Raw genomic sequence first — 12,584 nt, 5'->3', positions numbered from 1 at the left:
GACGCAGAAGGGGTCCCCCTTCTGCGTTATTTTTATTATTCCGCCGTGCAAACGGCTTCTGGCTGTTTCCGGCCGGACATCATCACCAGCAGCAGGCCGAGCGCGGCAATAATCGCCCCCATCACCGGCACAAAGCTGTATCCCAGACCGCCAGAAATGACGGCGCCGCCCGCCGCAGCACCCAGGGCATTCCCCAGGTTAAACGCACCGATATTCACTGAAGAAGAGAGACCCGGCGCCTCGTGGGCGACACGCATCACGCGCATCTGCAGCGGCGGCACCACGGCGAAGGTGGCTGCGCCCCAGACAACCATCGCGATGGCCGCGCCAAACTCGTTACGCGCCAGCCACGGAATCGCGATCATGATGGCAATCAGCAAGGTTAAAAAGCCTTTCAACGTTCCGGTCACTGAACGGTCAGCAAATTTCCCGCCAAGGTAGTTACCCATTGAGAACCCTACGCCAATCAATACCAGCATCGCGGTAATAAAGATTGGGGTTGCATGGGTGATATCGTGCAGCACCGGTGAAATGTAGGTATAGAGCGTAAACATCGCCCCGGCCCCCAGCACGGTGGTCAGCAGTGCAGAAAGCACCTGCGGGCGCACCAGTACCGACAGCTCTTTGCGCACGTCCGGACGTTCACCCGCGCTGCCTTTCGGCAGGGAGAAGAACAAGGCCACCATCGCCACCACGCCCAGCCCGGCGGTTGCCAGGAATGACATACGCCAGCCGATCGCTTCACCCAGCCAGGTCGCAGCCGGTACGCCGCCAATGTTGGCAATCGTCAGCCCCATAAACATGGTCGCCACGGCGCTTGCCTGCTTATGTTTCGGCACCACGCTTGCGGCCACGACCGAGCCCAGCCCAAAGAACGCGCCGTGGTTCAGGCTGGTCAAAATGCGCGACAGCATCAGGGTGGTGTAGTCAGGTGAAATGGCAGAGAGCACGTTGCCCAGGGTGAAAATCGCCATCAGGAAAATCAGCGCATTACGGCGCGCGCGGTGTGAAAGCAGTAGCGTCATCAGCGGCGCCCCCACCATCACGCCGATGGCATAAGCGCTGATTAACATCCCGGCCGCAGGGATCGAGACATCCACGCCCCGGGCGATAACAGGCAGTAACCCCATCGGGGAGAATTCGGTGGTGCCAATCCCAAAAGCGCCAATCGCCAGGGCCAGCAGGGGAAAATTGATTTTCATGCGTCAACTCCGGATGCCGTGTCATGTCGTGACACAGAACAAAGAAGCGGAAAGCATGACATCAATCACAAAAAATGAGAAGTTAACAAAATGGCAAAAGATTTTTGCCTGAGAAGTAACAATCCGGTAAACCGGGAGGGAGAAGATTCTCCCTCCGCGTAAATCAGTGCAGCGCAGCCGTCAGGCCAGCCGCCACAATCAGCGCCAGCACAACGATGGTGGTGAACAGCGAAAACTTCAGATCGGAACTCATCAATTTTTCTCCTTTTAATCCCCCCACGAAAAGTGAGCTTGCTCATTTTTGCACAGTTTACGTCAAAAATCTTCCCGGATTTAAGCTGATAACCACTTTACCTCTTCCCCTTTTCATCAAGATAGGACAAAATTCCACGCTAAATTTATTAGCGTACCGGCCATTGACCCCCTCCTGACGTCCCGTGTCGTTTTCCTGGCGTACCGCAATCTAAAATTGCGTGATAAGGGTGAGAGAAGGCAAACGTTTACCTTCAAGTATTTCAGGAGTTTAGGATATGGTCTGGAGTGACATTTAATGGCAACAATTAAAGACGTAGCAAAACGCGCAAACGTTTCCACTACAACCGTATCACATGTAATTAACAAAACCCGCTTTGTGGCGGAAGAGACGCGCAACGCCGTCTGGGCAGCGATCAAAGAGCTGCACTACTCGCCAAGTGCGGTTGCGCGCAGCCTCAAGGTGAATCACACCAAATCGATTGGTCTGCTGGCGACCAGCAGCGAAGCGGCCTATTTTGCTGAGATCATTGAAGCGGTAGAGAAAAACTGCTTCCAGAAAGGCTATACCCTGATTCTAGGCAACGCGTGGAATAGCATTGAAAAACAGCGAGCCTATCTCTCCATGATGGCGCAGAAGCGCGTGGATGGCCTGCTGGTGATGTGTTCCGAGTACCCGGAATCCGTACTGTCGATGCTTGAAGAGTATCGGCATATCCCGATGGTGGTGATGGACTGGGGTGAAGCCCGTGCGGATTTCACGGATTCCGTTATCGACAACGCCTTTGAAGGCGGCTATATGGCGGGCCGTTATTTGATCGAACGCGGTCATCGTGAGATTGGCGTGATCCCGGGTCCGCTTGAGCGTAACACCGGCGCAGGTCGTCTGGCTGGCTTTATGAAAGCGATGGAAGAAGCACTGATCACCGTGCCAGAAAACTGGATCGTACAGGGTGACTTTGAGCCGGAATCAGGCTACCGCGCGATGCAGCAGATTGTCTCCCAGCAACATCGTCCTACCGCCGTTTTCTGCGGGGGCGACATCATGGCGATGGGCGCGCTCTGTGCGGCCGATGAGCTGGGTCTGCGCGTCCCGCAGGACATTTCCGTGATCGGCTATGACAACGTGCGCAACGCGCGCTTCTTTACCCCTGCGCTGACCACCATTCACCAGCCGAAAGATTCGCTGGGTGAAACGGCCTTCAACATGCTGCTCGACAGGATCGTCAACAAACGTGAAGAGTCGCAGTCCATTGAAGTCCACCCGCGCCTCATCGAACGCCGTTCCGTTGCGGATGGTCCGTTCCGCGACTACCGTCGTTAATCGCTTTACGGAGCCAGTCACACTGGCTCCCGTAACCATTCCCGGTTAAGCGTTTCGCTGTCCCCCAGATAATCCAGCAGCCAAGCCATAGCAGGTGAAACATCATTTTGTTGCCAGGTCAGGCAGCAAGCCGCATCCGGGAACGGATTCTCCAGCGTCAGTTCAACCCACTCGCCGGTGTCGATTCTCGGGCGCGCAAAATGAACGGGCACCATCGCGACGCACAGCCCTGCACTGAGGCAGGTCGCCGACGATTCCCAGTCCGGGGCGACCACGCGACGCTGGTTATCCAGCAGCCAGGTGATACGCTTGGGCAGCGAGCGGGAGGTGTCCTCCAGCACCAGCGACGGCCAGTTACGCAAGGTATCGTCGCTTAACGGCCCCTCCATGGCCGCCAGGGGATGATCGCGTGCCACTACGCATTTCCAGCTCAGCATCCCCATATCGCGAAAGGCATAGCGTCCCCCAACCGGAATCGCCTGCGTCGCCCCAATCGCCATTTCTACCCTGCCGTCCGACAGCGCGTCCCACACGCCGTTGAACACTTCCTGCGAAACACGCAACTCAACGTCAGAAAAATGACGATAGAAATCGACGATCATTTGCCGGGTGCGCTCCGGCTTCACGATATTATCGACCGCGATGGAAAGATGCCCCCGCCAGCCGTTAGCGATCTGCTGACACTGTTCGCGGGTGATCTGCATTTTTTTGATAACAGAACGCCCTTCTTTCAAAAACCACGCCCCGGCAGGCGTTAATTCCACATCACGATGTCGCCGTTCAAACAGCGGAACGGCCAGCCACTCTTCTAGCTGACGCACCGTATAGCTGATTGCCGACGGGACGCGGTGCAGCTCCTGCGCTGCACCGCTAAAGCTGCCGTTACGCGCGACAGCATCGACCACTTCAAGAGAATAATCTGACCACATTTTCTGCCTGCAAAAAATTTGAATGCACCCGCCAAATATTAGCGTTTCACAAGCCGCTTTGCACTCCCTACACTCTGCGCCAATGTACACCTGCCTCCTCAGGAGAAGAAAACAATGCAACCCAGGAAAGGTTTTTTAGTCTGGCTCGGCGGCTTAAGCGTGCTGGGCTTTTTAGCCACCGATATGTACCTGCCGGCTTTCGCCGCCATGCAGGAAGATCTGCAAACCCCTGCCGCCGCGATCAGCGCCAGCCTGAGTTTGTTCCTCGCCGGTTTTGCCTTCGCGCAGCTACTGTGGGGACCGCTCTCGGATCGCTTTGGCCGCAAGCCGGTACTGTTGCTGGGTCTGGCCATTTTTGCCGTGGGCTGTCTGGGGATGCTATGGGTTCGCGACGCCACCTGGCTGCTGGTACTGCGGTTTATTCAGGCAGTCGGCGTCTGCGCCGCAGCCGTCACCTGGCAGGCGCTGGTCACCGACTACTATCCGGCGAACCGTACAAACCGAATTTTCGCGACCATTATGCCGCTGGTGGGGCTTTCCCCTGCCCTCGCCCCGCTGCTGGGTAGCTGGATCCTCGCGCATTTCGACTGGCAGGCCATCTTTGCCACGCTGTTTGCCATCACGCTGATCCTGATGCTGCCGGCGTTCGCCCTCAAGCCCGCGCATAAAAAAGAGGCGCATGCCGACGCCAGCCCAATTACCTTTGCCTCCCTGCTGAGCGCCAAAGCGTATCGCGGTAATGTGCTGATTTATGCTGCCTGCTCGGCGAGCTTCTTCGCATGGCTGACCGGTTCACCCTTTATTCTGCACGATATGGGCTACAGCCCGGCGGCCATCGGTCTGAGCTATGTTCCGCAGACCATCGCGTTCCTGGTAGGCGGGTACGGCTGTCGCGCGGCGCTGCAAAAATGGGAAGGCCAGCAGATGCTGCCGTGGTTGCTGGTGCTGTATGCGTTGAGCGTTATCGGGACCTGGGCCGTCGGCTTTATTCCCGGCGTCGGTCTGGCTGAAATTTTGATTCCATTCTGCGTAATGGCCATCGCGAACGGCGCGATATACCCTATCGTTGTGGCGCAGGCGCTTCGTCCCTTCCCGCAGGCGACGGGCCGTGCGGCCGCACTTCAGAATACGCTGCAACTGGGGCTATGCTTCCTGGCCAGTCTGGTGGTCTCGGCACTGATTGCCACGCCACTCCTGACCACCACCAGCGTGATGCTGGTTACCGTTGCGCTGGCCGGCATGGGCTATCGTATGCAGTCAGCCGCGCAGCGTGCGCAGGATAACCGCGCGCAGGCAGAAACGTCACATGCGTAATTACTGCAAAAATTATGTAACTTTTCGGTGATTAGGTTGCTAACAATTTTCTATTGAATCACCAAATTTTGCGGCCTATACTAAATTTGGTTCGATTAAATACGATAAATATTAAGTGTTAACGGGAGCCGGAGTGCTCCCGTTTTACCATGGAAGGCATTTCGGCAAGGGTTATCTCCCTTCCTCTGTTCTACGTCGGATACTAGCCTCGCGGTATATACCGTGAGATTTCTCACAAACCAAAAAAAGCGTCTACGCTGTTTGAAGGTTCTGATCACAGTAGGGTGATGGAGAAGCTATGAGTTCATCGTGTATAGAAGAAGTCAGCGTTCCGGACGATAACTGGTCCCGGATCGTCAGTGAACTGTTAGGTCGAGCAGGCATCACGATTAATGGATCATCGCCATCCGATCCTCAGGTTAAACATCCCGACTTTTTTAAACGCGTGTTACGAGAGGGATCGTTAGGCCTGGGAGAAAGTTATATGGATGGCTGGTGGGAATGCGAACGGCTGGATATATTTTTCACCCGCGTTTTGCGTGCTGGTCTGGAAAATCAACTCCCTCGCCATCTGAAAGACACCCTGCGCGTCGCCTCAGCCCGCCTGTTTAACCTGCAAAGTAAAAAACGCGCCTGGATCGTCGGCAAAGAGCACTACGACCTTGGCAACGATCTGTTCAGCCGTATGCTGGACCCCTTCATGCAATATTCCTGCGCCTACTGGAAAGAGGCATCGACGCTTGAAGAGGCGCAACAGGCCAAGCTGCGTCTGATTAGCGAGAAACTGCAGCTTGAGCCCGGAATGCGTGTGCTGGATATCGGCTGCGGCTGGGGTGGGCTGGCGTATTTTATGGCGAAGCACTACGGCGTCAGCGTCGTCGGCGTCACGATTTCAGCAGAACAGCAAAAGCTGGCCCGAGAACGCTGCCAGGGTCTTGATGTTGACATCCGGCTGCAGGATTACCGTGACCTGAACGAACAGTTTGATCGTATTGTCTCCGTGGGTATGTTCGAACATGTTGGCCCGAAAAACTACGACACCTATTTTGACGTCGTGGATCGCAATTTGAAACCAGACGGCATTTTCCTGCTGCACACCATCGGGTCTAAGCGCACCGACAACAACGTCGACCCGTGGATCAACAAATACATATTCCCGAATGGCTGTTTACCGTCCGTGCGCCAGATTGCCAACGCCAGCGAGTCCCATTTCGTGATGGAAGACTGGCATAACTTTGGCGCGGATTACGACACCACATTGATGGCATGGCATGCACGTTTTCAGGAAGCCTGGCCGGAGATTGCGGACAACTACTCTGAACGATTCAAGCGGATGTTTAGCTATTATCTGAATGCCTGCGCGGGGGCGTTTCGCGCGCGGGATATTCAGCTCTGGCAGGTTGTTTTCAGCCGGGGGATTGAGCACGGCTTGCGGGTCGCCCGCTAAAAAAAATAACCCCGGTTACCCGGGGTTATTTTTTATTCGTCTTCTGTGCTCGTTATTATTGCCGCTTCTTTTGCCGCCAGCACGCGCTCAACCGTATCCACTACCGCCTGGGTTTGCGGATCGATTTCGATATTCACGCGATGCCCGAGTTTTTTCGAACCCAGCGTGGTGCGTTGCAGCGTTTCAGGAATTAAATGCACGCAAAAACGCGTTGCCGTCACTTCTCCAACCGTCAGGCTAATCCCATCAATGCCAATAAATCCTTTATAGAGGATGTATTTCATTAATGACGGATCCTGCATTTTGAACCAGATTTGACGGTTATTTTCCGATGTCACGATTTTCGCCACTTCAGCCGTGGTCATGATGTGCCCCGACATCAGATGGCCGCCAATCTCATCACTGAACTTCGCCGCACGCTCAACGTTGACGGTATCACCTACAGCCAGCTCGCCCAGATTAGTAATACGCAGGGTCTCTTTCATTAAATCAAAGCTGATCTTGTTGCCATTAATTTCGGTGACGGTCAGACAGCAGCCGTTATGGGCAATCGAGGCGCCGGTTTCGATGCCATCAAGCATATATTCCGGCAGCTCTACAACATGCGTACGAAAATTAGGTTTTTCATCAATGGACACCACTTTGGCAGTGCCCTGCACAATACCAGTAAACATGCTTACAACTCCTGTTTTCTCCGGACGGTGGTTACACCGTTTAATCCCACCACAATAACAGTTGGAAAAAGAGGTTGCCAGCGGAGCGCATTTTCTGGCGATTTTTTCACTAGATAAATAGCTAAAGCCCGCTACAATAGCTGGCACCCCCCGCATTTTCTTCTTGCTGCCCGTTACGGCGGCTTTTTTAGTCTCTCTTATAACTACAAAATAAAGGTGTTCACGTGCAGAAGTACATGAATGAAGCGCGGCAGTTATTGGCACTGGCGATACCAGTGATCATCGCGCAAGTGGCCCAGACCGCAATGGGATTTGTGGATACCGTCATGGCAGGTGGCTATAGCGCCACTGATATGGCGGCCGTCGCCATCGGTACATCAATCTGGCTTCCGGCCATCCTGTTCGGCCATGGTCTGCTGCTCGCGCTGACGCCGGTTATTGCTCAACTTAATGGTTCGGGACGTCGCGAACGCATTGCCCATCAGGTCCGCCAGGGGTTCTGGCTGGCCGGATTTGTCTCCGTGCTGATTATGGTCGTGCTCTGGAACGCCGGTCATATCATTCGCGCGATGGATAACATTGACCCGGCACTGGCTGACAAAGCCGTGGGCTATCTGCGTGCCCTGCTCTGGGGGGCACCGGGCTACCTCTTCTTCCAGGTGGCGCGTAACCAGTGCGAAGGCCTGGCGAAAACCAAGCCCGGGATGGTGATGGGCTTTATCGGCCTGCTGGTGAATATTCCGGTGAACTATATCTTTATTTACGGTCATTTCGGGATGCCAGAGCTGGGCGGCGTCGGCTGCGGCGTGGCAACCGCGGCGGTCTACTGGGTGATGTTCTTCTGTATGCTTACCTTTGTGAAACACGCCCGCTCTATGCGCGATATTCGTAATGAGAAAAGATTCAGTACGCCGGACTGGAGCATCATGACGCGCCTGATGCAGTTAGGCTTGCCGATTGCGCTGGCCCTGTTTTTTGAAGTGACGCTCTTTGCCGTCGTCGCCCTGCTGGTCTCACCCCTGGGGATCGTTAACGTGGCCGGGCACCAGATTGCGCTCAACTTCAGCTCCCTGATGTTCGTTCTGCCGATGTCGCTGGCGGCGGCGGTGACGATTCGCGTCGGCTTCCGTCTGGGCCAGGGCTCGACGCTGGATGCGCAAACGGCCGCACGGACCGGGCTAGGCGTCGGTGTCTGCATGGCGGTCTGTACGGCGCTCTTTACCGTTGCATTACGCGAGCAAATTGCCCTGCTCTATAACGACAACCCGGAAGTGGTGGCACTTGCCTCGCACCTGATGCTGCTCGCCGCGGTGTACCAGATTTCAGACTCTATCCAGGTGATTGGCAGCGGCGTGCTTCGCGGATACAAAGATACGCGCTCCATCTTCTTTATCACCTTCATCGCCTACTGGGTACTGGGACTGCCGTGCGGCTACATCCTGGCCCTGACCGATCTGGTGGTTGACCGCATGGGACCCGCCGGGTTCTGGATGGGCTTTATCATTGGTCTGACGTCAGCCGCGATCATGATGATGATGCGCATGCGCTTCCTGCAGCGCCAGCCATCAACCGTAATTTTGCAACGCGCTGCGCGTTAAATACGCAGTAGCCGCCTGCTGGCGGCTACTTTCTCTTCACTTTGCGCGGTAATGAAGCAATCGCGTGAAATCAGAGAGAAAAATGCATTTTCCCTCTTGCCACCTTGATGCTGTGCCGCTAATATTCGTCCCCGTTGTCACCGACAACACGTTGCGTTCATAGCTCAGTTGGTTAGAGCACCACCTTGACATGGTGGGGGTCGTTGGTTCGAGTCCAATTGAACGCACCATTCTGCGTCCGTAGCTCAGTTGGTTAGAGCACCACCTTGACATGGTGGGGGTCGGTGGTTCGAGTCCACTCGGACGCACCATTTCAGTCCTGAAATGGTGCAAATTCTCTTCAGATACCCTGATTTTTCTTAATCCCTTATTTTCATCATTATTCTCCTGCTACGCTTTTCTTATGGAAAAAATACAGGAAGCGCGTTGATGAAGAGTATCGCCATTATCGGCTCCGGCCCCACAGGGATTTACACCTTTTATCATCTGCTTAAAAACAGCACCCCGCTCTCAGTTTCCGTCTTTGAACAGGCCGATGACGCTGGCGTGGGCATGCCTTATAACGACGACGATAATTCTCGCCTGATGCTGGCGAACATTGCGAGCATTGAAATCCCGCCCATTTTTATGACCTACCTCGACTGGCTGAAGGGACAGAGCGAAGCGCACCTGGCGCGTTTTAAGGTAGATAAAACCACGCTCCACGATCGGCAGTTCCTGCCCCGGATCCTGCTGGGTGAATATTTTCGCGACAGCTTTCAAACCATCGTCAAAGAAGCTAAAAAGCAGGGGTTCGAGGTTAACATCCATGAATCCGCCGCCGTTACCGACGTCATTCCCTCCTCAACCGGCGTCACGCTTTCCGTCAATGGCAACATCTTTCCTGAACGCTTTGACCTTGCGGTTATCGCCACCGGTCACGTCTGGCCAGACGAGGACGAAGCCACGCGCACATTCTTCCCAAGCCCGTGGTCCGGTCTGATGGACGCCCGCATTCCCCCTTGCCGCGTTGGCATTATGGGAACATCGTTAAGCGGTCTGGATGCGGCGATGGCGGTGGTGATGCAGCACGGTGAGTTTCGTGACGGTAAATTCATCCTGGATAAAGGCAGTGAAGCGTTAAACATTACGCTGATGTCGCGGACAGGCATTCTGCCGGAAGCCGATTTTTACTGCCCTATCCCTTACGAACCGCTGTCCGTTTTAACCGCATCCGTGGTTGAAGGCGAGATAGCCAAAGGATCGGATGGCCTGCTTGACCGCATTTTTGCCCTGATGGTGAAAGAGCTTCAACGTGCCGACCCGGCATGGTGCGAGAAAATTTCTCTGCAACGCCACAACGCCGACAGCCTGCGTGACGCCTGGTTTGAGGGTCGTCAACAGCACGGTCCGTTTAGCTGGGCGGAAGAGAACCTCAATGAAGTTGAACGGAACAAACGCGAACGGCGCACCGTCGCCTGGCGCTATACCGTCCTTCGGCTGCATGAGGTCGTTCAGGAGATTGTTCCCCATCTTAGCGATCAGGACAGAGAGCGCTTCAAAAACGGGCTGGCCCGCGTGTTTATCGACAACTATGCGGCGATCCCTCCGCAGTCTATCCGCAGACTGCTTGCGCTTCGCGAGGCTGGCATCATCAGCGTGGCGGCCCTGGGCGACGACTATACGCTGGATGTTGGCAGCGACCGCACGGTGGTGTCCACAAAAGAGACCGTTTACCGCTTTGACGTTTTCATCGATGCACGCGGGCAAAAGCCGCTCAAAACCAAAGATCTGCCTTTCCCCTCACTGCGCAGAGCGCTGGAAACGACCGGCGATGAGATACCCGATGTCGGTGAAGATTACACGCTAAATGCACCTGAAACGGTTCGCGGGCGCATCGCGTTTGGCGCGATACCGTGGCTGATGCACGATCATCCCTTTGTTCAGGGGCTGGCGGAGTGTGCAGAGATTGCAGAGGCGATGGCCAGGGCGGCTGAAAAACCGGCCACAGGTTTACGGCGTCGATTACCGTACGTAGAGAACTGACAGGGCTTCCATGCCCTGCAACGCGATATTACTCGAAGAAGACGTCCGGGTTTTCAGACAGCGAGACAAAGGTTTTCGTCGCTTTATCCAGGGCACGAATTTCGCCGCTTTCAATGTCATAGACCCAGCCGTGCAGGCGAAGGGAGTTGTTACGCAGCCCCACCGCGACGGACGGGTGAGTCTTAATGTTGCTCAGTTGCGCAAACACGTTCTCCTGCACCATCGCATTCACTTTATCGAGCGGCTTATCCCAGGTTTTCTTCTCAACCACGGCTTTGGCCGCATCGGAATAGCGCAGCCAGTGTGAAACAGCAGGCATCGGCTCCAGGTTCGCGTTATCGGCAATCGCCTTCATCGCGCCACAGTTGGAGTGGCCGCAGATGACGATATCCGTCACGCCCAGCGCCACAACCGCGTATTCGATAGTGGCAGAGACACCGCCAGGCTCAGGCCCGAACGGCGGTACAATATTACCAGCATTACGAATGACAAAGAGTTGTCCCGGCTCTTGCTGAGTAACCAGTTCCGGGACCAGACGGCTGTCGGAGCATGAGATGAACAGCGCTTTGGGATTCTGGCTGGACGCTAAACTGCGAAAGAGCTCTTTACGTTGCGGGAAAATCTCTTTTTGAAAGCTGAGAAAACCTTCAATGATATGTTGCATAGCAATTTCTCTTTTATCTGTTTTAGTTTAGGTATGATCGCGATCACACTCGTAAAGTTTACCCATCGCGCTTCACTTCAGACAAGCAATATATTTCTGGCCCGACCGCTGTACGATAGCGTCGGCATTCGCCGGAATGTTCTGCCCTTCGAACGCGCCGTAAAGACGGGTGAAAGATTTGCCCACCAGGCGCCGGGTGACCTCCTCAACCTTGCGGGCAGGCAACGGAAGCATATTCGGGTAGCTCCACATAAACGACACCGCATCCTTCCCGGGGGTGACCTGCAGAATATCCCCCGCCAGCAAAACGCCCTCGCCTTCCTGCCAGTGCAGCACCGTGCCGCCTGCGAAATGGCCGCCGAGACGCAGCAAAGTAACCGATGGCACGATCTCCAGCGCATCGCCCTCCCAGTAATTAATCGCCGGACTGGCGCGCATCACCCACTCGCGATCGCTGGCGTGCAGATAGACCGGCGCATCAAACGCCGCGGCCCACTCCTGCATGGTGGTGTAATAGTGCGGATGGGAAATCGCAATGGCGCGGAGGCCGCCGAGCGCGGTGATGATAGCGTGGGTGGCCGGGTCAAGGTTGGCGATGCAGTCCCACAAAATATTGCCGTGTGGGGTACGCAGCAGCAACGCGCGCTGGTTAATCGCAAAAGACGGTACCGTTTTGATGCTGTACAACTGCGGCTCCAGCTGCTGCCATTTATTCGCGTGCGTGGCCGTTACCGTCTCATACTCGATCCACGCCTGGCCGCTGGCCGGGACATACTGCCGTTCATCCTCGCAAATCGGGCATCTTTCCGGCTGTGCATCGTAGGAGGTACCGCAGGTTTTACAGAGTGTAATCATGAGCGCTCCTCAGTGATAAAGCACTGAGTATGGCAGGGATTATCCTTATGTGCTGCGTGGTACATTGCTGGCTTTTTTTGCCCTATACTGTGCCCGTATCAATAACTGAACATAGCAGGTGCAACATGGAAATTGATCTCGATAACCTGGTTTTTAACGGACTGGATGAAGCGGAAGAACGCAACGCGGAACGTCTGGATGACGCGGACAAAAAAGCCCAGGCGATTGTCGCCGACGACGACTGCGGTGATGCCTGCAAGATCTGATAAAAAGCACCGGTCAGCCGGTGCTTTTTTTGGC

The 12,584-nt window shown here is 55.2% G+C and carries 12 protein-coding genes and 2 tRNA genes; 8 read left to right on the top strand and 6 right to left on the bottom strand.

What is annotated here, in order from left to right; all coding sequences use genetic code 11:
* Window positions 1-35: 35 nt before the first annotated feature.
* Both AAER43_RS09865 and AAER43_RS09860 read right to left on the bottom strand, forming a co-directional pair.
* Window positions 36-1,202 carry an MFS transporter gene (locus AAER43_RS09865; RefSeq protein ID WP_014883554.1) on the bottom strand — a complete coding sequence of 389 codons (1,167 nt, stop codon included), beginning with the start codon at window positions 1,200-1,202 and terminating at the stop codon, window positions 36-38.
* A 163-nt stretch (window positions 1,203-1,365) separates the two neighbouring features.
* Window positions 1,366-1,455 carry a YnhF family membrane protein gene (locus AAER43_RS09860; RefSeq protein ID WP_014883553.1) on the bottom strand — a complete coding sequence of 30 codons (90 nt, stop codon included), beginning with the start codon at window positions 1,453-1,455 and terminating at the stop codon, window positions 1,366-1,368.
* Between the two features lie 297 nt (window positions 1,456-1,752).
* On the opposite strand from AAER43_RS09860, the gene purR reads away from it, so the two are divergent.
* Window positions 1,753-2,778 (top strand): HTH-type transcriptional repressor PurR, encoded by a 1,026-nt coding sequence (gene purR, locus AAER43_RS09855; RefSeq protein ID WP_014883552.1) that lies wholly within the window; start codon window positions 1,753-1,755, stop codon window positions 2,776-2,778.
* 17 nt (window positions 2,779-2,795) lie between these two features.
* Here the strand turns inward: purR and punR are convergent, their stop codons facing one another.
* Window positions 2,796-3,707, bottom strand: a complete 912-nt coding sequence (gene punR / locus AAER43_RS09850; protein ID WP_014883551.1) for a DNA-binding transcriptional activator PunR — start codon at window positions 3,705-3,707, stop codon at window positions 2,796-2,798.
* 114 nt (window positions 3,708-3,821) lie between these two features.
* Here punR and punC point away from each other — a divergent pair, with 114 nt between their 5' ends.
* Both punC and cfa read left to right on the top strand, forming a co-directional pair.
* On the top strand, window positions 3,822-5,021 hold the full coding sequence (gene punC / locus AAER43_RS09845; RefSeq protein ID WP_050861839.1) for a purine nucleoside transporter PunC: 1,200 nt from the start codon (window positions 3,822-3,824) through the stop codon (window positions 5,019-5,021).
* A 298-nt stretch (window positions 5,022-5,319) separates the two neighbouring features.
* A complete protein-coding gene (gene cfa / locus AAER43_RS09840; RefSeq protein WP_014883549.1) occupies window positions 5,320-6,468 on the top strand; it encodes a cyclopropane fatty acyl phospholipid synthase in 1,149 nt (382 codons plus the stop codon).
* 32 nt (window positions 6,469-6,500) lie between these two features.
* Here cfa and AAER43_RS09835 read toward each other — a convergent pair whose 3' ends face one another.
* On the bottom strand, window positions 6,501-7,142 hold the full coding sequence (locus AAER43_RS09835) for a riboflavin synthase (protein ID WP_014883548.1): 642 nt from the start codon (window positions 7,140-7,142) through the stop codon (window positions 6,501-6,503).
* Window positions 7,143-7,366: 224 nt separating this feature from the next.
* On the opposite strand from AAER43_RS09835, the gene mdtK reads away from it, so the two are divergent.
* The 4 genes from mdtK to AAER43_RS09815 all read left to right on the top strand — a co-directional run bounded on the left by mdtK (window position 7,367) and on the right by AAER43_RS09815 (window position 10,765).
* Window positions 7,367-8,740, top strand: a complete 1,374-nt coding sequence (gene mdtK, locus AAER43_RS09830) for an MdtK family multidrug efflux MATE transporter (protein WP_014883547.1) — start codon at window positions 7,367-7,369, stop codon at window positions 8,738-8,740.
* Between the two features lie 153 nt (window positions 8,741-8,893).
* Window positions 8,894-8,970: transfer RNA gene (locus tag AAER43_RS09825), tRNA-Val, on the top strand.
* A 4-nt stretch (window positions 8,971-8,974) separates the two neighbouring features.
* A tRNA-Val gene (locus tag AAER43_RS09820) sits at window positions 8,975-9,051 on the top strand.
* Between the two features lie 118 nt (window positions 9,052-9,169).
* Window positions 9,170-10,765, top strand: a complete 1,596-nt coding sequence (locus AAER43_RS09815; RefSeq protein ID WP_050861840.1) for an FAD-NAD(P)-binding protein — start codon at window positions 9,170-9,172, stop codon at window positions 10,763-10,765.
* 28 nt (window positions 10,766-10,793) lie between these two features.
* Here the strand turns inward: AAER43_RS09815 and AAER43_RS09810 are convergent, their stop codons facing one another.
* Window positions 10,794-11,429 carry a carbonic anhydrase gene (locus AAER43_RS09810; RefSeq protein ID WP_014883545.1) on the bottom strand — a complete coding sequence of 212 codons (636 nt, stop codon included), beginning with the start codon at window positions 11,427-11,429 and terminating at the stop codon, window positions 10,794-10,796.
* Window positions 11,430-11,501: 72 nt separating this feature from the next.
* The gene (locus tag AAER43_RS09805) at window positions 11,502-12,284 is read right to left on the bottom strand and encodes an MBL fold metallo-hydrolase (RefSeq protein WP_045282013.1); all 783 of its coding nucleotides are present in this window, start codon (window positions 12,282-12,284) and stop codon (window positions 11,502-11,504) included.
* Between the two features lie 125 nt (window positions 12,285-12,409).
* On the opposite strand from AAER43_RS09805, the gene AAER43_RS09800 reads away from it, so the two are divergent.
* A complete protein-coding gene (locus AAER43_RS09800) occupies window positions 12,410-12,550 on the top strand; it encodes a hypothetical protein (RefSeq protein WP_003857665.1) in 141 nt (46 codons plus the stop codon).
* Window positions 12,551-12,584 lie beyond the last annotated feature (34 nt).

The organism is Enterobacter sp. FUJ80071 (assembly GCF_038739915.1).
GTDB classification, from domain to species: Bacteria; Pseudomonadota; Gammaproteobacteria; order Enterobacterales; family Enterobacteriaceae; genus Enterobacter; species Enterobacter kobei.
This window is presented reverse-complemented; position numbering and strand designations above follow the sequence as displayed.